This window comes from Neisseria perflava, from assembly GCF_024170405.1.
Classification (GTDB): domain Bacteria; phylum Pseudomonadota; class Gammaproteobacteria; order Burkholderiales; family Neisseriaceae; genus Neisseria; species Neisseria perflava_B.
On sequence record NZ_JALJYC010000001.1, the window covers coordinates 1 to 24,734 of the forward strand.

Sequence of the window (24,734 nt, forward strand, 5' to 3'; positions counted from 1 at the left end):
TTAGCTTGTTTTGCTTATAAGGGCTCAGTCGACTTTTTTTCATGGGATTTATTCTAAATGATTTTGAATAAATCTAGTTATCTAGTACAGCCCCATATTTTATATTTTCAGACGGCCTTACGCGCCAAAGCGCACCTCTTCGCCGAATACCTGCAACCACAATGCCCTGACACTGGCGTAATAGCCCAATAATTCGTCGGTTACTTCCACCCGCTGTGCGTCGCGCAGGCGGGTGTTGTGTTGCTGCTGGCGGTAAAAGCGGTAGGCGGTGCGGCATTGCTCGGCGAGGTTTTTACCAATCAGGCCGCAGTCGGCGGCGATGTTTAGAAGGGCGATGTTGCCGTAGTTGTCGAGCAACTGCGGGTATTGGCCTGAGTAGGCGAGAATCAGGTATTGCACGGTAAATTCCACATCCACCACGCCGCCGCGCGCGTATTTGACGTTGCCGTCGTCGGCGGGGTGGGTAGGGAACATTTTTTCGCGCATGGCGATGATTTCTTGCGCCAGTTCGGTTGTGTCGCGCGGTGTGGTCAGGATGTCGCGGCGGATCTGGTCGAAGGCCGTCTGAATCTCGGGTAGGCCGCAGATAAAACGGGCGCGGGTGAGGGATTGGTGTTCCCACACCCAAGCCTGTTCGCGCTGGTATTTTTCAAAAGCGGCGACGCTGTGGGCGAGAAAACCGCTGTCGCCGTTGGGTCGCAGGCGCAAATCAACGTCATAGAGCTGCCCCGCGCCGGTGGCGGCGGTCAGCCAGCTGGTCAGGCGGCGGGCGAGGCGGGTGTAGCTGTCGGCGGCGTCGGGGTGCGGGTCGTCGTAGAGATAGACCAAATCGAGGTCGGAGGCGTAGCCCAACTCTTTGCCGCCGAGTTTGCCGTAGCTGGTGACGGCAAACAGCGGCGTGTCGCGGTGTTTTTTCGGCATGTCTGCCCACACGCAGGGCAGAGCGGCGGCGATGACGGTGTCGGCCAGCAGGGAAAGTTCGTCCGACAAGGCTTCCACCGTCCACAACCCCTGCAAATCCTGCACCGCCAAGCGGAACACTTGGATGTGTTGGAAATGGCGCAGCGCGTCCATTTGCGCTTCGGTGTCGCCGTCGGCGGCGGCCAGCGCGGTATTTAATTCGGCGGCGAGTTTCGGCCAGTCGAAATGCGTTTCCAGTAATTGCGCACTAATCAGCTCGTCGAGTAGAATCGGGTAGCGGTTGAGGTAGCCTGCCACCCACGAGCTTTGCCCCATGATTTCGGCAAGTTGCCGCACGGTTTGCGGGTGTTCGTTGAGAAAGGCGAGGTAGGCGGAGCGGCGGCTGATGTTCTCCAGAAAATCCAGCAGGCGCAGCAGAGTTTCGGTGGGCTGGGGCTGCGCGGCGGCGGCCTGCGCCAAGCGCGGAATGACGGCATCGAAACGCGGCTGGGCATGGGCGGAAAGGTGGCGGTATTTGTGCCCGTTGCGGATTTGGTTGAGGCGTTCGCCAATCACGTCGGCATCAAAGCCGGAGGCTTTCAGACGGCCTGCACGGGCATCTTCATCGGGCACGGGCTGCCAAATCCATTGCCATTCGTGTTGCGTTTCGCTGTTTTCTTCCGGCTCGCTGAGAATTTCGTTGAACAGCGCGTTGACGGCGCGGCGGTGGGCGTTGAGGCCGTCTGAAAACGCGGCGTAGTCGGCAAAGCCCATGCTTTCGGCCAAAAGCTGCTGCTGTTCGGGGGCGGTCGGCAGGGTTTGCGTTTGCTGGTCGTCCCAATATTGCAGGCGGTGTTCCACGTCGCGCAAAAATTGATACGCCGCCAGCAGGGTATCGACGGTATCTTGCGGCAGAATGTCCAGTTCGGCCAGCTGGCGCAGCGTTTCGCGCGTGCCTTTCAGTTGCAGCGCGCGCATTTGTCCGCCGCGTATCATTTGGAAAATTTGCGCGATAAATTCCACTTCGCGGATGCCGCCCGCGCCGAGTTTGACATTGTCCGCCATGCCTTTTTTGCTCACTTCGCTGCGGATTTGGCGGTGCAGGCGGCGCATGGCTTCGTAGGCGTTGTAGTCCAAATATTTGCGGAACACAAACGGCCGCACCAGCGCCTTAATATCATTCGGATACGGTGTCACCACGCGCCCTTTGCACCACGCATAGCGTTCCCACTCGCGCCCCTGCTGGATTAAATACTGCTCCAGCGCGGTTTCGCTCAACACCAACGCGCCCGAATCCCCGTCCGGCCGCAGCCGCATATCCACGCGGAATACCTGCCCGTCGGCGGTGATGTCGTTCAACAGCGTAATCAGCTTTTGGCCGACTTTGGTGAAAAATTCCTGATTTTCGCGCTCGCGGTGGCCGTCGGTTTCCCCTGATTCGGGATAGACGAAAATCAAATCAATATCAGAAGACACGTTCAACTCATAACCGCCCGCCTTGCCCATCGCCACCACGCTCAAATATTGCGGCGACCGGGTATAACGCCCCAGCGGTGTGCCGTATAAGCCCTGATAATAGGCATAGGCAAAATCCAGCGCGGTGTTGACGGCAAAATCGGCAAACAGCGTAATCGTGCGCGTGACCTCGTCCAAATCGCTGATACGGTTAATATCGCGCACGATAATCTGCGCCACCACATAGCGGCGCAACAGCCGCAGCTGCCGCGCCAGCTCTGCTTCGTTTTCATCGGTTTTGAGTTGTTCCCAATCGGCAAAGGTTTGGAAATCCTCGGTGGTGAGCACTTTTTCCAGCATGGGCAGGAAAATCTCCGGCTTGAGGTTGCCGTTGTCCAGATGGCGGGCGAGATAGCGGGAATAGCGGCGGGCGGTGTCGGTAAGCGCATTCATGGTGTTGCCGTGTGAAAATGGGGAAAGGCTTATCATAGCAAGGTTTCAGGCCGTCTGAAAATAGCGTGCCGTTTTTCAGACGGCCTTGTCCGGCTGCGGCAAACAGTTTTACAATCCGAACGGTTTCATTCCAATATATTCCAATCCAAAGGAGAGCCCCATGCCGTTCCCCCCCTTAACTGCGCCGCTGAAATTCTATGCCGTCGTCCCTACTGCCGAGTGGGTGGAACGCATGGTTGAAGCGGGTGCCGATACCGTGCAACTGCGTGCCAAAAATTTGCGCGGCGCTGCCTTGCAGCGCGAAATCGAACGCAGCGTTGTCGCCTGCGCAGGCAGCCGCACCCAGCTTTTTATCAACGATTATTGGCGCGAGGCCATAGCAGCGGGGGCTTACGGCGTGCACTTGGGGCAGGAGGACATGGACGACGCCGATTTAGCCGCCATCGCCACCGCCGGCCTGCGTTTGGGTTTGAGCACCTATTCCGTGGCCGAACTCGACCGCGCCTTGGCCGCCAAACCCAACTACGTCGCCAGCGGCACGATTTTCCCGACCACCACCAAAGACGTCGCCACCCCGCCGCAGGGTTTGGACAAATTGCGCGAATACGTGCGGCAGGCGGGCGATATGCCGGTAGTCGCCATCGGCGGCATTGATTTGGGCAACGCACGGGCGGTATTGGATACGGGCGCAGCGTCGCTGGCGGTGGTGCGGGCGGTGACGGAGGCGGACGATCCGGCGGCGGCAGTGAAGGCGTTTCAGGCCTTGTGGGATTGAGTAGGCAGAAAGGCAAATGCCGTCTGAAAAAACAGGTTTTTCAGACGGCATTTGTGTGTCGGGAGGGGCGGTTATTCAGAGGGGCGGGTAGGGTGTGTGCCTAGGCACGCACGCGTTTTCCTTGTTGGGAACACGGTTTCAGGCGTGATTTCCGGCGGTATCTTCCCTATATTTTTTTAGAGGCGGCGCAGCATTGGAATGCGCACGCGTGTTTACGGTACACATCCACAACCGCTTACGCCTTTTCAGACGGCCTATCCCGCCCCGCACACCCGACATGCCGGATTTTTGGCAAATTCAAACGCCTGCCATTCGCCGCTGAGTGCGTCGTAGGTGCGCAAGAGGCCGTGGGCGGGCGTGCCGATGTCCATCAATACTTTTAAGGCTTCGGCGGCTTGGCTGCTGCCGATAATGCCGACTAGCGGCGAGAATACGCCGAATAGGGCGCAGGCGCCGTCATCGGCGCTGTCGCCGTCAAACAGGCAGGCGTAGCAGGGAGAACCGGCCAAGCCGGGACGGTACACGGCAAGCTGGCCTTCAAAGCGCACCGCCGCGCCGGAAACGAGCGGCGTTTGCGTGGCAACGGCGGCGCGGTTGACGGCTTGGCGGGTGGCGAAGTTGTCGCAGCAGTCCAAGACGATATTGGCCTCGCGCAATAGGGCGGTCAAACGCGCTTCGTCGAGGCGTTCGGTCAGCGCGGTGATGTGCGTTTGGCTGTTGAGCGTGTTCAGACGGCCTGCCATTACTTCGGCTTTGGCGCGGCCGAGGTCGGCTTCGGTGTAGATGATTTGGCGTTGCAGATTGGTTTCGTCGATGGTATCGTCGTCGGCAACCGTCAGCCGCCCCACGCCCGCCGCCGCCAGATAGGGCAGGGCGGCCGCGCCGAGTCCGCCGCAGCCGACCACAACGGCGTGGACATCCAAAAGGCGCTGCTGGCCTTCGATACCAATTTCGTCGAGCAGGATATGGCGGCTGTAACGCAGCAGTTGTTGGTCGTTCATTTTTATAGTGTGTGTTTGAGGCAAAGGCCGTCTGAATATTTTTCAGACGGCCTTTGCTTTGTTTATCGGTTCAGACGCAAATTTTAGAAACTGATGTTTTCAAAAGCGTCGGTAAACAGGAAGGGGCCGCTTTTGCCGCCGGTTTTTTCTTCCAAATGAATCAGGCTGATGACCATGGATTTATCCACGGCTTTCATCATATCGTAAATGGTCAGGAGGGCGATGTTGACGCCGGTGAGCGCTTCCATTTCCACTCCGGTTTGGCCTTCGGTGGTGGTGGTGACGGTGGCTTTCACGCGCGCCAGCTCGACATCGACGTTGAAATCCACGCGCACGTGGGTCAGGCTGATGGGGTGGCACAGCGGAATCAGAAAGCCGGTCTGCTTGGTGGCTTGGATGGCGGCAATACGCGCCGCGCCGAGCACGTCGCCTTTTTGCGAGGCGTTGGCGGCCAAAATCTGAATGGCTTGGGCGCTCATGTTAATCACGCCGCTGGCGCGGGCGGTGCGCACGGTGGCGTCTTTGCCGGAAATATCCACCATGTGGGCTTCGTTGTTTTCGTTTAAGTGGGTCAAATCTAACATTTCGGTTTCCTGAATGTGTCGGCCGGGGCGCTGCCTGCCGTTTTGATAATGAAACATACCCATTTTAAGATATTTTTACACGCAAGACCATCTTGCGCGGCTTCGGCGGCGCATTGTGTTGTTTTTTCAGACGGCATGACCTGCGGCGGGCAAAAGGCCGTCTGAAAGCGACAAAGCGGGTTAAAAGGCGCTGAGTGTTTGTTTTGGCGGGATTATATCAAATTACATAAAATTACATTGTCAGCAATGTTGTCGGGCGGGCGGGGCGTGCTATACAATGGGTCAATCCGAATTTGATAACAGGGAAACAATATGCAGCTTCATATTCTGAATAATCCGAAAGACGCGCCGTTGGCGGCGGATGCCGAATTCCTGAAACAGTCTCTGTTCAACCTGTTGCAGGAGGAGGCCTCGCCGCTGGTGGTGGAAACCGTCAAGCAGCTGGCCGATGCCGACGACAGCGGCGCCATCATTGAAAAAATCCTGCCGCAGCTCGACGAGCAGCAGACCCACGATTTGACGCTGGCCTGCGGCCTGTTTGCGCAGATTCTCAACATCGCCGAAGACGTGCACCACGAGCGCCGCCGCCAAGCCCACGAAGACGCGGGCAGCAACGCCGCCGAGGGCAGCCTGGCCGAAACCATCCGCAAACTGCGTGCGGCGCACATCGACGATAGCGCCGTGCAAAAGCAACTTGACGCCACCAATGTTACCGCCGTTTTGACCGCGCACCCGACCGAGGTGCAGCGCCAATCGGTGTTGAGCTTCAACCGCCGTATCCGCGCCCTGCTGCCGCAACGCGAACGTTGCAATAATGCCGAAGCGCTGGCCGATTTGCGCCGCGAAATCGACACCATTTTGCTGGCGCTGTGGCAGACCAGCGAAACCCGCCATTTCAAATTGAGCGTCAACGACGAAATCAACAACGGCGTGTCCATTTTCCCGATGAGTTTCTTTGAAGCCCTGCCGAAACTCTACCGCAGCATGGAGCGCGATTTTCAGACGGCCTATCCCGATGTCAAAGTGCCGGATATTCTGAAAATCGGCGGCTGGATTGGCGGCGACCGCGACGGCAATCCGTATGTGTCCGCCGAAACCCTGCGCCACGCCTTTACCCGTCATGCCGATGCGATTTTCCGCTGGTATCGCGGCGGACTCGACAAACTCTACCGCGAGCTGCCGCTGTCCAGCCGTCGTGTCAAAGTCAGCCAAGGTGTGATGGCGCTGGCGGAAGAATCGCCGGATGAGGAAATCGCCCGCGCCGAAGAGCCGTACCGCCGCGCTATTGCCTTTATTATGGCGCGCGTGATGGGCAAAGCGCGTTCCATCGGTTTGGGTTTGGGCTGTAAATTCGGCTTTTATGCGCCGTATGCCAATGTGCAGGAATTTATTACTGATTTGCAAACCATCCAGCAATCGCTGCGCGACAACGGCAGCGCACTGATGGCCGAAGGCCGCATTGCCGACATCATCCGCGTGGCGTCGGTATTCGGCTTCTACATGATGCCGCTGGACTTGCGCCAACACGCGGGCAAGCAGGCCGATGTGGTGGCCGAATTGTTCCAACATGCCGGTTTGGAAGATTTCAACAGCCTGAATGAAGAAGAAAAACAAAGCGTTTTGCTGCGCGAGCTGCAAAACCAACGCCCGCTGTACAGCCCGTTTATCGCATACAGCGAGCATACCCGCCGCGAGCTGGCGATTTTCAACGAAGCGCGCAAAATCAAAGACGAATTCGGTGAAAACGCCATCACCCAAAGCATTATTTCCAATTGCGAGCAGCCGAGCGATTTGCTGGTGTTGGCATTATTACTGGAAGAAAGCGGCCTGCTGACCGTAGAAAACGGCAAACCGAAAAGCCGCATGAATATCGTGCCGCTGTTTGAAACCATCGAAGCGCTGGAAAACGCCGTGCCGGTGATGGACAAAATGTTCGGCATGCCGTGGTACCGCGAGCTGGTCAACAGCCGCAACAACAGCCAGGAAATTATGCTGGGCTATTCCGACTCAAATAAAGACGGCGGCTATGTGACCAGCTCTTGGTGTCTGTATCAGGCCGAATTGGGTTTGGTCGAGCTGTTTAAAAAATACGATGTACGCATGAGACTGTTCCACGGTCGCGGCGGCAGCGTCGGTCGCGGCGGCGGCCCGTCTTACCAAGCGATTTTGGCGCAACCGGCCGGCAGCGTAGCGGGGCAAATCCGCATTACCGAGCAGGGCGAAGTGATTACCGCCAAATACGCCGATCCGAGCAACGCCCAGCGCAACTTGGAAACTTTGGTTGCCGCCACGCTGGAAGCCAGCCTGCTGCCCGATCAAAAAGACCCCGATCCGAAATTGATGCAGGCTTTGTCGGATATTTCCTTCAAATACTACCGCGATTTGATTACCACCGAAGGCTTTGTGGACTATTTCCTGCAAACCAGTCCGATTCAGGAAATCGCCACGCTCAACCTCGGCAGCCGTCCGGCCAGCCGCAAAACCTTGGCGAAAATCCAAGATTTGCGCGCGATTCCGTGGGTATTCTCGTGGATGCAAAACCGCCTTATGCTGCCCGCCTGGTACGGCTTCGGCAGTGCGGTGGAAACCTTGTGTCAGCAAGATCCGGCCAATCTGACGCAGATGCAGGAACACGCCAAACACAATCCGTTCTTCCAAGCCATGCTGTCGAATATGGAGCAGGTGATGGCGAAAACCGACATTACGCTGGCGGAAGACTACGCCGAATTGAGCGAATCGCCGGAAAAGGCGGCCGAGATTTTCGCCAAAATCAAGGAAGAGTACCTGAAAAGCCGCAAATTCCTGCTGGAAATCCTGCAAACCAACGAGCTGTTGAGCGACAACCGCAGCTTGGCGCGTTCGCTGGCGCTGCGCATTCCCTACCTCAACGCCCTCAATGGCTTGCAGGTCGCTATGCTCAAACGCCTGCGCAAAGACCCGAACAACCGCCATCTGCTGTTGATGGTTCACCTGACCATCAACGGCGTGGCGCAAGGTTTGCGCAATACCGGCTGATGATTTAGGGTCTGTTGACATTTCATCACATGGCATCTTTCCGGCAAAAAAACGCGCCTGCTGCGTTAAAAATGCTCGCAAGGTGTTCAACCTTGCTGCGCTGGCTGGTTTTACTAGCGTAGCGTGTAAAAACGCCCTCTGTGAGTACTTGCCTTGCAGCCACGCTTTTTTGCTCGAAAATCTGTTTCATGGATGGAATATCAACAGACCCTAGGACATCAATAGGCCGTCTGAAACCGCTGTTTTTCAGACGGCCTTTCCCGCAGAAATTCTGCTTACTCGGATTGATGTAAACAAATCTCCCGCAAGATACGGCGCGGGTCGTGCGCCAAAGGGATACGCGCGTTTTCCCGATGTTATCGAGCCGTTTCGGTTTCGGGAAAACATGCGCTTTGCGGCATGCCGTTGGCGGTATCCTGCCATTCGATTCACAGATTCATAAACACAAAGGAAATATGCATGAGTACCTTGTTCCCTAATGCCACTTTGCGCGAACGCGCGCCGTTCCGCTACGACATCGTCGGCAGCTTCCTGCGCCCCGAGCGCCTGAAAAAAGCCCGCCAGCAATGCGCTTGCGGCGAGTTGCCGGTTGAAGAGCTGCATAAAGTCGAAGACGAAGAAGTGTTGGCGCTGATTGCCAAAGAAAAAGCGGTCGGTCTGCCCAACGTGACCGATGGCGAATTCCGCCGTACTTGGTGGCACTTGGATTTCCTGTTTGAGCTCTCCGGCGTGGAATTGGTTGAAGCGCAAAGTTACAGCACCCAGTTCCAAACCCACATGAGCCCGGTGACCCTGAAAATCATCGACAAAATCGAATTCCCGCAAAACCATCCGTTTGTGGCGCATTTCAAAGCCCTGCAAACCGAGGCCGACGGCTATCCGACCAAATTTACCATTCCGTCGCCGAGCATGATTCACCTGATTACCTGCGTGCGCACCGAAAATCCGCAACTGCCTGAGCGCTACGCCGGTAACGAAGCGCAACTCTTGGCTGACGTAACCCAAGCCTACATCGACGCGGCCAACGCGTTGTATGCCGCCGGTTGCCGCATTCTGCAACTGGACGACACCTCTTGGGGCGAATTCTGCTCGCAAGACAAACGCGCCGGTTATGCCGCACGCGGTTTGGATTTGGATGCCATCGCCAAGAGCTATGTGAAAGTTTTGAACGACATCCGCGCCGCGATTCCGGCGGACATGGCGCTGACCATGCACATCTGCCGTGGTAACTTCCGCTCTACCTGGTCTTCCAGCGGCGGTTACGAGCCGGTGGCCGAAATCCTGTTCGGCGGCTGCCATGTGGACGGCTTCTTCTTGGAATACGACAGCGAACGCGCCGGCGACTTCAAACCGCTGCGTTTCATCAAAGACCAACAAGTCGTGTTGGGCTTGGTGACTTCCAAATTCGGCGAACTGGAAGACCGCAACGTATTAATCGAGCGCATTAAAGAAGCGGCGCAATACGTTGACATCAACCAGCTGTGCCTGAGCCCGCAATGCGGCTTCGCCTCCACCGAACACGGTAACGAGCTGACCGAAGAAGACCAATGGAAAAAACTGGCGTTGATTCGCAGTGTGGTCGAAGAAGTGTGGGGCAGCAAATAAGCGCAGCCTGACCTGAAATAAAAGGCCGTCTGAAAACGGAAGGAAATTCCTGTTTTCAGACGGCCTTTACGCTTTTAGCGATTCAAACGTGGTGCACAATCAGCTTCTTACCTTTGTGGTCTAAAACATCTACATCCATATCAAACAGCACTTTGATGTTCTCCACCGTAAAGACTTCGTCGGGCGTGCCTTGCAGCGCGACGGCGCCGTTTTTCATTGCCACCACATAATCCGCATACGCCGCCGCTTGGTTGATGTCGTGCAACACCACCACCGTGGTGCGCTTATGCTCATGCGTCAGCCGCTGCAAAAGCTGCATTAAAGCGCGGGCGTGGTACATATCCAGATTGTTCAGCGGCTCGTCGAGCAAAACATATTCCGTCTGCTGGCAGAACACCATCGCAATCATCGCCCGCTGGCGTTGTCCGCCGGAAAGCTCGGTCAGGTAACGCGCGGCGAAATCGGCCAAATGAAATTCCTGCAAGGCGTTTTCCACGATTTGCCTGTCGTTTTCAGACGGCCTGCCCTGATGGTAGGGATAACGCCCGAACATCAGCAAATCGCGCACGGTAATGCGGCTCATAATGCTGTTTTCCTGCGTGAGGATAGAGAGCGTTTTCGCCAGCTCCGCCGTCGGCGTAGTGGAAACGTCTTTGTCGTCGTAGTCGATATGCCCTTGCGCGAGCGGTTGCAAACGCGCCATAAACGACAGCAGCGTCGATTTGCCCGCCCCGTTGGGGCCGATAAGCGCGGTAATGCCGCCTTGCGGAATATCCAGGCTGATGTCGTGGAGGATGGTTTGTTGGCCGATGGTGTGGCTGACGTTGCGGATATGAATCATAAATAAGGCCGTCTGAAAAATAGGGTGCGCGCACCGGAAATAATATGAATTGCGTCAGAGGATGGCTTAATGGTGCGGCTCAGCGTTTTCTCTTCAACACCAACCATAAAAACACCAATCCCCCCGCAAATTCCACCACCACGCTCAACACCGCCTGCATGCCCAATACATGCTCAAACACGGCCTGTCCGCCGACCAGCAGGATTCCCGCCACGCAAAAGGCCAGAGGCAGGCGCACGCTGTGTTTCATGCTGGGGGTAAAGTGGTTGGTCAGCGCCACGACCAGCAGGCCGAAGAAGCTGACAGGGCCGACCACGGCGGTGGCGGTGGCGACCAGCGCGGCAATCCACAGTAAAATCCATAAGGTATTGCGCGTGTAGTTGATACCCAAGTTGATGGCTTGATTGCGGCCGAGCAGGTAGCAATCGAGGCGGTGGCGTTCGCGCCAGATAAAAAACAGGCTGCCGAGCAACACCACGGCGCCGATACCCAGCAAATCGGTGTTGACGGTATTAAACGAAGCGAAGGTATTCGCCTGCGCCACGGCGAATTCTTCCGGGTCTATCATGCGTTGGAGCAGGGATGAGAGGCTGCGGAAAAATATCCCGAAAATCACGCCGATGAGAATCATGCGCGCCAAATCGCGCCCGCCCTGTTTCATCAGCGTGGCAAACAAGAGCAGCGAGCCGCCCATCATCACAGCCAGCTCCAAGCCGAATTTGCCCAACAGCGGCAGCGCGGTATAGCCCACGCCGCCGAGCGCGAACACCAGCAGCGTTTGGATAAACACATACAGCGAATCAAAGCCCAAAATCGAGGGGGTCAGAATCGGATTGTTGGTCAGGGTTTGAAACAGCAGCGTGGATACGCCCACGGCATAAGCCATCAAAAGCAGCGCCGCCAGCTTGGTCAGGCGCAGCGGAATCACAAAATCCCAATGTCCGCCTGCGTTTAAGGTCATGAACAGGGCGCAGGCAGCCAGCAGCAGCGCAAACGCTAGCCCTAAAGCGCGGCCGCCGCCCTGCATAAATTCAGCGTTTTTTTCAGACGGCATGGGCAGGCTTCCTCAATAATAACCACAAAAACAACGCCGTTCCCAAAACCCCGAAAATGGTGGAAACGGGAATCTCAAACGGAAACACCACCAGCCGCCCGATAATGTCGCACAGCAACACCAGCGACGCGCCCAGCAGCGCCACGGCAGGCAGACTCTGGCGCAGTTTGTCCCCCATCAGGCGGCTGATGATATTGGACACCACCAGGCCGATAAACGGGATATTGCCCACCGTGACCACCACCAGCGCGGTAATCAGCGACACAATCACCAAGCCCGACCACAAAATCACATTGCGGTTAATCCCCAGATTGACCGCCACCGTTTCGCCCAAGCCGACAATCGTCAGTTGGTCGGCGATGGCGTAGGCAATCACCGCCAATACGCCGGTCAGCCACAGCAATTCGTAGCGACCCATCAACACGCCGGAAAAATCGCCCTGCTGCCACACGCCCAGCATTTGCAGCATATCCGTTTCATAAGCGATAAACGTCGCCACCGACTCGATGACCCCGCCGAAAATAATCCCCACCAGCGGCACCATCAGCTGCGCCGTCGGCGGCAGCTTGCGGATAAGCGCCATAAACACCAGCATTCCCGCCAGCGCAGATACCGCCGCCACCGACATTTTCGTCATCAGCGCGGCAGCGGGGAAAAACAAGGTCATCAGCAACAGCCCCAACGCCGCACTCTGGCTCGCCCCCACCATCGACGGTTCGACAAAACGGTTGCGCATCAAAATCTGCATAATCATGCCCGCCACCGCCATCGACGCGCCGGTCAGCACAATCGCCAGCGTGCGCGGCAGACGGCTGATGAGCATGAGTTGCGTGCTGTCGGACAGGGCAAACAGTTCGCGCCAATGGAAACTGGCGACGCCGACCGACAGGCTGATAACGAATAAAAGCAGCAGCGCCAGCAGGTTGATGAGATTGAGGGATAAGGGTTTGCGGGTCATAGGTTGTCGGGTTGGGTTAAAGGTTCAGACGGCCTTTGGGTGGGAAAGGCCGTCTGAAAAATATTTTTGCGGCGAGGGCAAGTGAGTAGGTTGGGTTGCAAACCTGCCATTGAACCGGATTTCAAGTATTTTGTCGGGTTTGAAATCCAACCTGCGATGTACCGCCAACCTGCACAGTCAAAAATCAAAAACGCTTTCAGACGGCCTTCTGCCAAAAGGCCGTCTGAAAAACATCACGATACCGAAAACAATTATTTCGCCGCCTTAAATGCCTCGGTAACTTGGTTGGCCGCATTCAACAGCTCTTGCGCACCGCCGGCTGCCAAATAAGTTTCCGGCAGCAGATACACCACTTGGCCTTTTTTCCATGCGGTGGTTTCGGCAATCAGCGGGTTGTTCAATACATCTTTAGCCGCCTGGCCTTCCTCGCCGATGGCAGCGGAGCGGTCAAGTACGAATAACCAATCCGGATTTTTCTCTTTGATGTATTCAAACGAAATCGGCTGGCCGTGGTTGCTCTTTTCGTCGATATTGGTGTCCACTGCCGGTACGCCGATGTCCTGGTGAATCCAGCCGCCCAAACGCGAGGTCGGGCCAAAGGCGGACATTTTGCCGCCGTTCACCAAAATTACCAAACCGTTACCCTTGCCTTGTGCGGCGGTTTTGGCGGCATCGAAGGCTGCGTTGATTTCCGCTTTCAACTTATCCGCCTCGGCCTGCTTGCCGAAAATTTGCGCAAACGCGTCAATACGTTCTTCCGCGCTGGCTTTCAGGTTGGCATTGTCGGGTGTCATTTCAATGGTCGGCGCCATGGCATTAAGCTGGTCAAACGCTTTGGCGGCGCGGCCGCCGATAACAATCAGCTGCGGCTTGTAGGCATTGAGCGCTTCATAATCCGGCTCGAACAGCGTACCGGCTTTAACCGCGTCTTTCAACGCAGCATCCAGATAAGGCAGACGGTTTTTGTCGATAGACGCGCCGACCGGCACGCCCAGTTTGCTCAAGGTATCAATCGCGCCCAAGTCATACACGGCGATACGCTCAGGATTTTGCGGCACAGTCGCTTCGCCGCGCGTGGTTTGAATGGTCACGCTTGCGCCGGAGATTGGTGCGGCAGACGAGGTGGCACTAGAAGCCGCAGAAGCAGCTTGCGCCGGGGCGGAGGATTGGGCGGAATCTTTTTGCAAACAGGCACCCAAAGCGAGGGCGCAGCAGACGGCAAGGGCGGTCAGACGTAACATGACGGGTCTCCAAAGTACATAGATGTCGGATTATCGGGTATTAAACTAAACGGATGATAATTGTTATCTTTCGGTTCTTACACAAACGGGCGCGTTTGCCAAATAAAATAACGGTAATGCCGTCTGAAAAAACTTGTGATTTTCAGACGGCCTCAGGTTGTTGTTGCGCTTAAAATTCCATTTTCAAACTGCCGTAAAAAGCGCGGCCGTGTTGGTTGTAGGTTTGCGCGCCCTCGTTGGTGCGCAGGAATTTTTTGTCAAACAGGTTGCTCACACCGATGCGGCCGCTGAACATTTTGCTGAACTGGTAACCGGCATTGATGCCCATTACGCCGTAACGCGGCAGGGGCGTAGTGGTGGAATCCAGCGTGCTGCTTTGTTTGCCGTAATAGGTGTAGGTCAGGTTGGCATCCAAGCGTTCGTTGGGTGTCCAAGCCAGAGTGCTGTTGATGGTGTATTTCGGAATAATCGACAGCGGTTCGTTGGTGGTTTTGTTGACCGAACGGCGCATATAGGTAAAGTTGTTGCTCCATTTGAGCTTGTCGGCATATACCGGTACAACCAAACTGCCTTCAAAGCCTTCTACTACCGCTTTGCCGACGTTTTCCCATGCATAGATGCGGTTGCCGCTGGTGGTCGTGCCCAGCAGGGTAGAGCTGGAGTCGATTTTGTTGTGGTAATTGTTGTGGAAGTAAGCCGCCGACGCCTGCCAACCGTTTTTATTGAACTCGAAACCGATTTCCTTATTGATACTGGTTTCCGGTTTCAGGTCGGCATTACCTTGCAGATAGCATTGGCGGTAACCGTAGCAGCCGTTGCCGTTGGAAAACAGCAGGTAATTGGGGTTGCTTTGGTATAGGTTGGGCGTTTTATACGCACGGGCGATACCGCCTTTGATTTTCCATACCGGGTTGATGTTGTAGGAGAAGTTCAAACCGGGGCTGACGTTGCTGCCGAACTTGCTGCTGTAATCCAAACGCACGGTTGGAATCAGTCGGAAGTTTTTTGTTATGCCGATATTGTCTTCCAAATAGGCCGCATATTCGGTAACGGAAGATACGCCCGAACGGTTGGTGCTGTCCAAGCCCGCAATCGTGCCGTAGCTGACGGCCTGACGCATGGAAGATACATCATCCAGCTTGGTGTGCACGGCTTCCGCACCGGCCGTCAATACATGACCCAAACGGCCGGTTTTAAACGGAATATAGCTTTCGTGGCTGAAACGGTAGTTTTTTAGGATGCTGTTGGTGTATTCGGTGCTGCTGTTGTATGCGCCTTCTACCCCGCCGGTCAGACCTTCCGGCAGACGGTTGTTGGTGGTGCGGTCAAATTGGATATAAGTTTTGGTGTCGCCCCAGTCCCATGCACCGTCGTGGGTAAGCGAAGTGGAATAGCGGTACAGTCGGGCGGTTTCCGCACCGGCTGCCGCCAAACCGAGCGTGGTGGCGGACGTGCTCGAACTGTAAAGCGTGTCGCCGTTATAGATATTACCCTGACGGCTGAAACTGTTGTCCAAGGTCAGGCTTTGTGACGGGCTGATTTTCCAGTGCAGACGGCCGCCGATGTCTTTATTGCGTACCCCTTCGACACCTGCAACAACGGCGGATGTGCTTGTGCCGTTGATGGTGTTGCTGTCGGCATCGGTTTTATTGAGGCTGCCGTATAAGCGGTAGCTTAATACGTCTTTGATAATCGGGCCGCTGATGTTGAAGCCGATGCGTTTGGTTGCACCCTCGTCGTCGTCTTGCGGCTGGTTGGTGTAAACATTGACCGAACCTTTAAATTCGTTGGTGGTTTTTTTGGTAATGATGTTGACCACACCGCCCATCGCGCCTGAGCCGTAACGCGCCGCTGCCGGGCCACGCAATACTTCGATGGATTCGATGGCTTCGGCCGGTACCCAGTTGGAATCGCCACGCGTGTTGCGTTCGCCGTTGCGCGTCATGCGGGTGGCGGAGCGGGAAGTGACCGGCTTGCCGTCAATCAGAATCAGCGTATTTTCCGGACCCATGCCACGGATGTCGATTTGGCGTTTGTTGCCGTAAGAGCCGGACGCGGAGTTGCCGGTCAGGTTGACACCCGGCATGGTGCGCACTACTTCGGAAATATCGTTGATGACCTGTTTTTTCTCGATGTCTTTGGCGGTGATTTTCGATACGCCCAAAGATTGCTGCAACTGGCGTTCGGCGGTAACATAAACCGTACCCAGTTCGGTTTCCTGCTCCGCAGCAGCCGGACGCTGTTCATTGCGGCGGTGGTCGTGATGCCCGCCACGGCGGTGGCGTTCGCGTTGGTACTGTTCGCCGCTGACCTGCTCTTCGGCTTGCGTGTTTGCGCTATCCTCGGCATACACCGGAAATACACCCATCAGGCACAACGGGATGAAAGCCAGGCGGAAAGGATGGTGTGTCATGAAAGAATCTCCAGATGAAATAGGAATTAATATTACTTGTGTTTGAATTGTAATAGAAAGGTTATCTTTTGTAAAATGATTTGGGTGTAAATTTTTTGAGAAAAACGCTGTTCGCGGGAAATACCGCGATAAAAGAATCTGCCGTTGCTTCGAATGTTAAAAAAGGCCGTCTGAAAACCATGTGGCTTTCAGACGGCCTTCACCGTTATCCGCGCAACGGGCTTAGAAACGGTAATTCACGCTCAGGCGGAAGTCGCGGCCGACTTCGGGCAGGGAGTTGCCGCTGCCGCTTTCGCGCTGGCTGTGCGGTTTATAGTATTTGTTGCCGACGTTGTTGACCGCCAAGTTGATGTTGAGGTTGTCTTTACCGGTCGGCTGCCAGTTGGCGTAGATGTCGTTCACACCGTAGCCTGCGCGTTTGGTGGCGGTGGTGGTCGTGGTGGTTACGCCGCCGCGTGTGCTGGTGGAAGACACGTCATAGTTGGAGCTTTGTACGAAGCGGCCGCGCCAGCCGATTTCCAATTTCGGATGTTCGAATTGGTAAGACAGGCTGGTGGTCCAAGTGCGGCCCATCGGTACGGCGGTCACGATGGAGTCGATGCTGGCACCGTCCATTTTCGGTTTGTTGTAAGCCACACCCGCGCGTGCGGTCAGGCCGAGCCAGCGGTAGGCGGCACCCAATTCGTAGCCGTGATTTTTCAGCGTACCGCCGTTGTAATATACGTAGCTGCTGCTGACGGCTTGAACATCTTTGATGGTTTGCCAGAAGTAGCTGCCGTTAAACGACAGGGCTTGGTTCCAGTTGTATTTGAAACCGATTTCGGTGTTGCGCGAACGCTCGGCTTTCAAACCGTCGGCTACGCTGTACACTCGCGCGCCGGAAAGTGCGGCTTCGCTCAGACGCGGGCTGCGGGTGGCGTAGTTATGGCTGGCATTTAAAGCCAGATTCGGGGTAACGTCGTAAATCAAACCGATACTCGGGTTGATGTTGCCGTCTGAAACGCTGGAACCGCTTGAGAAGCGGGCATCGAAGTGGTCATAGCGCACACCGGTGGTCAGCGTTACCGGTTGGAAATCCCAAATGCCTTCTACGTAAACGCCGACATCGGTTTTTTTCTCGTTAACGCTGGCTGCGGAATAAGAGGCCGGCGTACTTTCCTGATTGCGCCAGTTGACGCCGTATTTGAGGGTATGGCGGTCGAAAATGCGACTGTCGAGATTTACGTTGGCGCCATAGGTGCGTACTTTGTTGGTCGGATTACTGCTTTCGGTCGGCTCTTCGCGTTGTTGGTTCATGCGGTACACGTTGGCTTTGATTTTGCTGATAAAGCCGATGTTGGCACCGTCATAAGCCAAGTTGGTGGTGTCGTGGGTCAGAATGCGGTAGCGCGGGTTGTTGTTGCTGGTGTTGTTGTTTTGCGCAAAGTCGAATTCTTCGCGCAGATTGCGCAGGCCGTAGGTTTTTTCTTGGCGGTGGCTCAAGACAACGCGGTGGTCTTCGTTGAAGGTGTAGCCGATTTTGCCCAACATGCCGCGTTCGCCCAAGGCGCTGTTGTTGACCGTGCCGCCGGTAACGGAAGAGTAGCCTTTACCGGCTTTGTAGTTTTTCTCCGTTACCCAGCTGGCGGAGAACAAGGCATCAAAACCGCCGGATTTGCCGTAAACAGCGAAATTGCGATTCCAGCCTTTATTGCTGCTCACGCCTGCGCCGACTTTAAAACCGACGTTTTGGCCTTCGCGCAGCAAATCGGAAGCGCTAACGGTTTCGGCGATAATCGCGCCGCTGGTTGCGCCGATACCGGATGAGGCTGAACCTGTACCTTTTTGCACGCCAATCACCTTAATCAGGGTCGGGTCAAACAGGAAACGGCCGTTGTGGTGGAAAATCTGCGTATCGGAATAGGTGTCGTCCACTTTGAAATCAATCTGGTCTTGACCCATGCCGCGAATGGTAACCCATTGCGAAGTGCCGTTACCGCCGCCGAAGCTGACGGCCGGTTCGCTGAACAGCACCTCTTTCAAATCGGTATCGGTCGTTTTATCCAGGCTCTTGGTGGTAATGCGCTGGGTGGCAGAAACGCCCTCGCCGCGAACGTGGATGGTATCCAGTTCGGCGGTATCAGTATCGGCGGCATAGGTAAAACCTGCCAGCAATGAGGCAGAAAGCAGGCTCAAGCGGAAGAATGTCGGTTTCATCGGTCTATCCTGTTTGTATAGTACGGTTAGTTGACAGTTTCTAATAATTAATAACGATTATTATTCATATAATAAAACATAAAAATTTGTTTGAGAAGTTTTAGAGAATATTAAAATGTAAATGTTGCATTAAGGATACACACCTTCAATGTTAGGCCGTCTGAAAACAGGAAGAAACGGTAGGTGGCGGTTCGGTGGCGGTTCGGTGGCGGGTTTCATATATTGTCTGCCCACGGCTTGCCGACATGAAAATTTCTTCGGCGGCAGACTTGAATTTATTTTTAACGACTCCATGTTGCAAACATTGCCCCGCAGCGCAAGCCGCCGGGCAATTCCCTATCTGATTTTGTGATTTGATTTTTTGGAGAAAAACATGACCATCCGTCCTTTACACGACCGCGTAGTTGTCAAACGCTTGGAAGCCGAAGAAAAAACCGCATCCGGTATCGTATTGCCGGGCGCTGCCGCTGAAAAACCCGACATGGGCGAAGTCATCGCCGTGGGCGAAGGCAAAATCGGCAAAGACGGCCAACGCCGTCCGCTGGATGTGAAAGTCGGCGATAAAGTGATTTTCGGCAAATACAGCGGCCAAACCGTGAAAGCCGACGGCGATGAGTTGTTGGTAATGCGTGAAGAAGACATCTTCGGCATCGTGGAATAAACCTGATTTGAAAAGGCCGTCTGAAACGGTTTTCAGACGGCATTTGTCATGAATTTAACATAATTTGATTATTTGATTTTTGGAGCAAAACAATGTCAGCAAAAGACGTACAATTCGGCAATGAAGTCCGCCAAAAAATGGTTAACGGCGTTAATGTATTGTCCAACGCCGTGCGCGTAACCCTGGGCCCGAAAGGCCGCAACGTGGTACTCGACCGCGCTTTCGGCGGCCCGCACATCACCAAAGACGGTGTGTCTGTGGCTAAAGAAATCGAGCTGAAAGACAAATTTGAAAACATGGGCGCGCAAATGGTGAAAGAGGTTGCCTCTAAAACCAACGATGTGGCCGGCGACGGTACCACCACCGCGACCGTGTTGGCGCAGGCCATCGTGACCGAGGGCATGAAATACGTAACCGCCGGTATGAACCCGACCGACCTGAAACGCGGTATCGACAAAGCCGTAACCGCCTTGGTTGAAGAGCTGAAAAACATCGCCAAACCGTGCGATACCTCTAAAGAAATCGCCCAAGTCGGCTCGATTTCCGCCAACTCTGACGAGCAAGTCGGCGCCATCATCGCCGAAGCGATGGAAAAAGTCGGCAAAGAAGGCGTGATTACCGTGGAAGACGGTAAATCTTTGGAAAACGAATTGGATGTGGTAGAAGGTATGCAGTTTGACCGTGGTTACCTGTCTCCTTACTTCATCAACGACGCAGAAAAACAAATCGCCGGTTTGGACAATCCGTTTGTATTGCTGTTTGACAAAAAAATCAGCAACATCCGTGACTTGCTGCCGGTATTGGAGCAAGTGGCCAAATCCAGCCGTCCGCTGTTGATTATCGCTGAAGACGTAGAAGGCGAAGCGTTGGCGACTCTGGTGGTCAACAACATTCGCGGTATCCTGAAAACCGTAGCCGTCAAAGCCCCGGGCTTCGGCGACCGCCGCAAAGCCATGTTGCAAGACATCGCCATTCTGACCGGCGGTACCGTGATTTCCGAAGAAGTCGGTTTGTCTTTGGAAAAAGCCACTTTAGAAGACTTGGGTCAGGCCAAACGCATTGAAATCGGTAAAGAAAACACCACCATCATCGACGGTTTCGGCGATGCTGCCCAAATCGAAGCGCGTGTGGCTGAAATCCGCCAACAAATCGAAGTGGCAACCAGCGATTACGACAAAGAAAAACTGCAAGAGCGCGTGGCTAAATTGGCCGGTGGTGTTGCTGTGATTAAAGTCGGCGCGGCCACCGAAGTAGAAATGAAAGAGAAAAAAGACCGCGTAGAAGACGCGCTGCACGCTACCCGTGCCGCCGTTGAAGAAGGCGTGGTTGCCGGCGGCGGTGTGGCGCTGCTGCGTGCGCGTTCCGCTTTGTCTAAAGTGGAAACTTCTAATGCCGACCAAGATGCGGGCGTACAAATCGTGTTGCGCGCCATCGAATCTCCGCTGCGTCAAATCGTGGCCAACGCAGGCGGCGAGCCGAGCGTGGTGGTGAACAAAGTGTTGGAAGGCCAAGGCAACTACGGCTACAACGCGGGCAACGGCGAATACGGCGATATGATTGAAATGGGCGTACTCGACCCGGCCAAAGTGACCCGTTCTGCCTTGCAACACGCCGCTTCCATCGCCGGCCTGATGTTGACAACCGAATGCATGGTTGCCGAAATTCCGGAAGAAAAACCGGCAATGCCTGATATGGGCGGCATGGGCGGTATGGGCGGCATGATGTAAGAGGCCGTCTGAAACACCGTTTCAGCCAAATAAGAATCCCGCATGATTCATGTCATGCGGGATTTTTTGATGGTGTGAATCGGAGGAAAGCTTATCTGATATAGTGAAATGAATGAGAAACCAAACCGGCAGCATGGGGTAGGTTGGGTTGTAAACCCAACATTTACCAAAGAGTTCGTTGGGATTTCATCCCAACCTACGCAGTTTGATTTTTTACTTAGCACCATAGGAAGAGTGTGGTTTCAATCTACCGTGTGATTTTGCCGGTATTCATCGCACATTTACGCATAGCATAAAGGCCGTCTGAAAACCAAATTCTATTTTTCAGACGGCCTCCCTCAGGCATAGATTATTTACTGCCCATAATGGCATTGAGCTGTTGGTTTAACGTATTGCCGTCCAACCAACCGGCTTGGATAAACAACATCAGCAAAATCGAGCCGATGACCAGCGTGCCGAGAAAATAAGCCGCATAGCCGAGCATGACCTTCCAGCCCGATACATTGCCCATCTTCATAAATCCGATGGCCTGTACCCAAAATGTCCAAACCTGCCAAAACATCCCAATCGACGCCAGCTGCGGCACGTACAATACCGCCAACATCGGAACAGACAGCGCCTCGGAAGCCAAGGCAAAGCCCCATAGCTGCATACGCGGCGCACCATAATAGTGCAACACCGCCCGCATCGCGCGGCCAAGTACCAGCCATTTGACTAAGGTTAGCAAGACGGAAAACGCCACAGCTGCCGGACTGCTGCCAAATAAAGGAGACATGCTGGCCGCATTAATCACACCCAGCAATAATAAAACCGCCAAAATCACCGGAAGGGTATAGCGGTATGCCGCCGGATCGCGATAACGCAATCGCAGGATGTTCAGCATATCTTTGAGAAACTGATAAAGCATAAATACAAACAGAAGGTGTATAAAAGGCGCTATTGTAACTGAAAAACCGGAAAATCTGCCGTGCTGTAACCCGCTAAACCACTACTTTTCAAAATTTGTACGGATTTTCTGTGAAATGATGGGAAAATCGTGAAATTTAATTCATTATAAAAACATTGGTTTAATTATTTTATGAATGATTTTAGCAAATAAAGCTTGCAAGAGCATAAGGAATTTGGTTTAATACGTTTCTCACAACGCAACGCGTTACGGCCAGATAGCTCAGTCGGTAGAGCAACGGATTGAAAATCCGTGTGTCGGCGGTTCGATCCCGCCTCTGGCCACCATAAACCGCTTTTCAGCGGTTATTTTTTTGTCTGCTAAATGCAACTGACGGCAACAAATCCTTTATATATCAATATCTTTATTCTGATTCCTCTTCTGTTTTTATCCAACTGACTGCCATTTTAGACCACTTGAAGCAACAGATTTTTGTTGGTACATTTACCGCAATGTACCAACATCATGCTCAAAAGTACCAACATTTTGCAAAAGCATGTACCAACAAATCAGCTTGAAAGGCTTGCTACATATGGCTTTGACGGACAAACAAATCAAAAATGCCAAGCCGACCGACAAGAAACAGACCTTATCGGACGGTGGCGGCTTGTCGTTGGTGGTTACGCCGCAAGGCGGCAAATACTGGCAATACAATTTCCGTTTCAACGGCAAACAGAAAACCTTGCGTTTGGGTATCTATCCCGACGTACCGCTGACCAAAGCGCGTGAACGCCATTTACAGGCAAGAATGCAGTTAGCTGACGGCATAGACCCTGCCGCCGCCAAACAGGAAGAAAAGCAGGCGGAAAAGGCGGCGTTTGCCAACACCTTTGAAAAAATCGCCGCCGAATGGAACGCCTACCAACTGCCAAGCTGGACACCCGCCCATGCCGCCAAAGTTTGGCGCAGCTTCGAGGTGGATATTCTGCCGCCGTTGGGCAAAGAGCCGATACACACCATTACCATTAAGCAGGTGCAGGCCGTGATTGACCGAGTGGCCGCACGCGGTGCATTGGATACGGCAGCAACGGTATTGCAGCGGATTAAAGCCGTTTTCAATTACGCCATCCGCACCGACCGCGCCGACAACAATCCCGCCGTACCGTTGACAGGCTTAATCAAAGTCCCCAAACAGCAACACCAACCGGCCTTGCCGCAGTCGGAGCTGACCGAGTTTTACCGCCGCTTAATGCGTGAAAACATCAAGCAGCCGACCCGTATAGCGATGTTGATGATTATGCTGACCTTTGTAAGGGCGGGAGAATTGCGCAAAGCGGAATGGGCAGATTTTGATTTTGATGCACGTGAATGGCGCATACCTGCCGAAAAGATGAAGATGAAAGCGCCGCATATCGTACCGCTGGCGGATTGGACGTTAGCCCTGCTGGACGAATTGCGACTGATTGCCGGCCACAGCCGCTTTCTGTTTCCCGCCGTCGGCAGCCGCGACAAGCCGATGAGTGAAAACACGCTCAGTTACCTGACGGGCAGAATGGGTTACAGCGGCATTGCCACGCCGCACGGCTTTAGAAGCCTTGCCACCGACGTGTTAAACGAAAACGGTTTTCCGCCCGATGTGATTGAACGGCAGCTTGCCCACGTCGAGCAGAACAAAGTCCGCGCCGCCTACCACCGCACGGAATATCTGCCGCAACGCCATGAGATGATGAAATGGTATGCGGAATTTTTGCGGCAGCGGTTTGATGAGGCTGTCCTCATGTTGGCAGCCGGTGGTTGAGGCCGTCGGAAAATAGGCGTTTTTGTGTTGGATTGTGACTTTTCAGACGGCTGGGCAACAACAAGGCTGCAAATAAGCGACCTGTTATTGCCTATAACTGCATCCAACCCGCAATTAACTACCAACAGCAAAGGCAAGGGAGTTTCTAATCTCTTGCAGTGTAGTTTCTGATTTTGGATTTAGAGAGTTTTAGGGAGAGTTTGAGATGAATTTTTATAATGAGCATGATTTAAGTGAGCTTGAAGAGGATAGCCACAAATACAGTATTATCAATATTGAGGATTTAAAACGGCAAGAAGATGATTATGAAGATAGTTTTTTAGATGAATGGGAAGCTGATGAAATCATCATTGAGGAGCTGGAAAGAAAAAAGGAAAAATCAGAGAAAACAAAGAAAATTGAAGAAATTGAGAGATGTTTAAAAGAGGCAAAAGAAATGCACGCAAAAATCAGACGATTGCGTGATAAAGCATTGAAAGACCAGAAAGAAGCTGAATTTCTAAAAAAATGTTATGAAAATAATAATAAAGAGGCGCAGGCAAAAGCAAGAGAAATTATCAGCTTGAGAGAGCAAGTTAGATTATTGCAAAAAGAGTTAGGTAGTAATCAAGAATTAGCTGAATTGAAAGCGGATAATGCCCGTCTGTACCTAGAGAATAAGACGCTTAGAAAGACTGTAAATACTGAAAGAAAGAAAAACGAAGCATTAAGTAAATCTGAAATAATTAGAAGCGGGAAAAGTAGATGGAGAAGGCTAGAACAAGCAGCAATCAATGCGGCCAAAGCAGAGAAGGAAGTAAGAGAAACGATTACGATAAGAGCAAAAAAAGCAGGGAAAGCCAAGAAAAGCCCCTATGAAAAAGCAGGAACAACCGCCGCTGTTTTTGCTTTGTTGGAAGAAAAAGTTGATATGCTTGAACATCGAGGTGGAAAAGCGGCATTAAATCAAATGATTTTAGATTTAATTGCTACAAACAAAATTCCCGCGCCGTCAATGCCATCATCCAAAACGGTTGATTCATGGATTGATGAGTTTAAAAAACAGAAGTCATCTAGCTGATTTGGGTAAATCAACGCGCTATTTACCGAAATCAACGTGCTGTTTCAGGAAATCAACATGTTATCGCCTTAAAACCGCCCCATGAGGGCGGTATTCTTTCGCCATGTTCAA

17 protein-coding genes and 1 tRNA gene are annotated in these 24,734 nt (G+C 53.8%); 8 read left to right on the forward strand and 10 right to left on the reverse strand.

Going from position 1 to position 24,734, the window contains the following annotated elements; genetic code table 11:
- Nucleotides 1-117: 117 nt before the first annotated feature.
- Complete coding sequence (gene glnE, locus J2T37_RS00005; protein ID WP_253353137.1) at nucleotides 118-2,808, reverse strand: bifunctional [glutamate--ammonia ligase]-adenylyl-L-tyrosine phosphorylase/[glutamate--ammonia-ligase] adenylyltransferase; 2,691 nt, start codon at nucleotides 2,806-2,808, stop codon at nucleotides 118-120.
- A 160-nt stretch (nucleotides 2,809-2,968) separates the two neighbouring features.
- Here glnE and thiE point away from each other — a divergent pair, with 160 nt between their 5' ends.
- The gene (gene thiE, locus J2T37_RS00010) at nucleotides 2,969-3,583 is read left to right on the forward strand and encodes a thiamine phosphate synthase (RefSeq protein WP_253353138.1); all 615 of its coding nucleotides are present in this window, start codon (nucleotides 2,969-2,971) and stop codon (nucleotides 3,581-3,583) included.
- A 254-nt stretch (nucleotides 3,584-3,837) separates the two neighbouring features.
- Here the strand turns inward: thiE and J2T37_RS00015 are convergent, their stop codons facing one another.
- Together J2T37_RS00015 and moaC are read right to left on the reverse strand one after the other, a co-directional pair.
- Nucleotides 3,838-4,584, reverse strand: a complete 747-nt coding sequence (locus J2T37_RS00015) for a HesA/MoeB/ThiF family protein (RefSeq protein ID WP_253353139.1) — start codon at nucleotides 4,582-4,584, stop codon at nucleotides 3,838-3,840.
- Nucleotides 4,585-4,667: 83 nt separating this feature from the next.
- A complete protein-coding gene (gene moaC / locus J2T37_RS00020; RefSeq protein WP_253353140.1) occupies nucleotides 4,668-5,168 on the reverse strand; it encodes a cyclic pyranopterin monophosphate synthase MoaC in 501 nt (166 codons plus the stop codon).
- Between the two features lie 312 nt (nucleotides 5,169-5,480).
- Here moaC and ppc point away from each other — a divergent pair, with 312 nt between their 5' ends.
- The gene (ppc, locus tag J2T37_RS00025) at nucleotides 5,481-8,183 is read left to right on the forward strand and encodes a phosphoenolpyruvate carboxylase (protein WP_253353141.1); all 2,703 of its coding nucleotides are present in this window, start codon (nucleotides 5,481-5,483) and stop codon (nucleotides 8,181-8,183) included.
- 459 nt (nucleotides 8,184-8,642) lie between these two features.
- Entirely contained in the window at nucleotides 8,643-9,788 is a 1,146-nt protein-coding gene (locus J2T37_RS00030) for a 5-methyltetrahydropteroyltriglutamate--homocysteine S-methyltransferase (protein ID WP_253353142.1), read from the forward strand.
- 82 nt (nucleotides 9,789-9,870) lie between these two features.
- Here the strand turns inward: J2T37_RS00030 and J2T37_RS00035 are convergent, their stop codons facing one another.
- The 6 genes from J2T37_RS00035 to J2T37_RS00060 all read right to left on the reverse strand — a co-directional run bounded on the left by J2T37_RS00035 (nucleotide 9,871) and on the right by J2T37_RS00060 (nucleotide 18,491).
- Nucleotides 9,871-10,629 (reverse strand): iron ABC transporter ATP-binding protein, encoded by a 759-nt coding sequence (locus tag J2T37_RS00035; RefSeq protein ID WP_253353143.1) that lies wholly within the window; start codon nucleotides 10,627-10,629, stop codon nucleotides 9,871-9,873.
- A gap of 79 nt (nucleotides 10,630-10,708) precedes the next feature.
- Entirely contained in the window at nucleotides 10,709-11,683 is a 975-nt protein-coding gene (locus J2T37_RS00040) for an iron chelate uptake ABC transporter family permease subunit (RefSeq protein ID WP_253353144.1), read from the reverse strand.
- Entirely contained in the window at nucleotides 11,673-12,641 is a 969-nt protein-coding gene (locus tag J2T37_RS00045) for an ABC transporter permease (RefSeq protein WP_253353145.1), read from the reverse strand. Before J2T37_RS00045 ends, J2T37_RS00040 begins: the two co-directional genes overlap by 11 nt.
- Nucleotides 12,642-12,892: 251 nt before the next feature.
- A complete protein-coding gene (locus J2T37_RS00050) occupies nucleotides 12,893-13,882 on the reverse strand; it encodes a siderophore ABC transporter substrate-binding protein (protein WP_253353146.1) in 990 nt (329 codons plus the stop codon).
- Nucleotides 13,883-14,051: 169 nt separating this feature from the next.
- The gene (locus tag J2T37_RS00055) at nucleotides 14,052-16,295 is read right to left on the reverse strand and encodes a FepA family TonB-dependent siderophore receptor (protein ID WP_253353147.1); all 2,244 of its coding nucleotides are present in this window, start codon (nucleotides 16,293-16,295) and stop codon (nucleotides 14,052-14,054) included.
- Between the two features lie 222 nt (nucleotides 16,296-16,517).
- Nucleotides 16,518-18,491, reverse strand: coding sequence for a TonB-dependent receptor domain-containing protein (locus J2T37_RS00060; RefSeq protein WP_253353148.1), 1,974 nt, complete (start codon nucleotides 18,489-18,491; stop codon nucleotides 16,518-16,520).
- 373 nt (nucleotides 18,492-18,864) lie between these two features.
- Here J2T37_RS00060 and groES point away from each other — a divergent pair, with 373 nt between their 5' ends.
- On the forward strand, nucleotides 18,865-19,152 hold the full coding sequence (groES, locus tag J2T37_RS00065; protein WP_253353149.1) for a co-chaperone GroES: 288 nt from the start codon (nucleotides 18,865-18,867) through the stop codon (nucleotides 19,150-19,152).
- A gap of 92 nt (nucleotides 19,153-19,244) precedes the next feature.
- Nucleotides 19,245-20,879, forward strand: a complete 1,635-nt coding sequence (gene groL / locus J2T37_RS00070; RefSeq protein WP_253353150.1) for a chaperonin GroEL — start codon at nucleotides 19,245-19,247, stop codon at nucleotides 20,877-20,879.
- A 349-nt stretch (nucleotides 20,880-21,228) separates the two neighbouring features.
- Here the strand turns inward: groL and J2T37_RS00075 are convergent, their stop codons facing one another.
- Nucleotides 21,229-21,786 (reverse strand): hypothetical protein, encoded by a 558-nt coding sequence (locus J2T37_RS00075; RefSeq protein ID WP_253353151.1) that lies wholly within the window; start codon nucleotides 21,784-21,786, stop codon nucleotides 21,229-21,231.
- Nucleotides 21,787-22,036: 250 nt separating this feature from the next.
- Between J2T37_RS00075 and J2T37_RS00080 the strand changes: the two genes are divergently transcribed.
- The 3 genes from J2T37_RS00080 to J2T37_RS00090 all read left to right on the forward strand — a co-directional run bounded on the left by J2T37_RS00080 (nucleotide 22,037) and on the right by J2T37_RS00090 (nucleotide 24,623).
- A tRNA-Phe gene (locus J2T37_RS00080) sits at nucleotides 22,037-22,112 on the forward strand.
- Between the two features lie 245 nt (nucleotides 22,113-22,357).
- Nucleotides 22,358-23,563 (forward strand): tyrosine-type recombinase/integrase, encoded by a 1,206-nt coding sequence (locus J2T37_RS00085; protein WP_253353152.1) that lies wholly within the window; start codon nucleotides 22,358-22,360, stop codon nucleotides 23,561-23,563.
- A gap of 205 nt (nucleotides 23,564-23,768) precedes the next feature.
- Nucleotides 23,769-24,623 (forward strand): hypothetical protein, encoded by an 855-nt coding sequence (locus J2T37_RS00090; protein ID WP_253353153.1) that lies wholly within the window; start codon nucleotides 23,769-23,771, stop codon nucleotides 24,621-24,623.
- Nucleotides 24,624-24,734 lie beyond the last annotated feature (111 nt).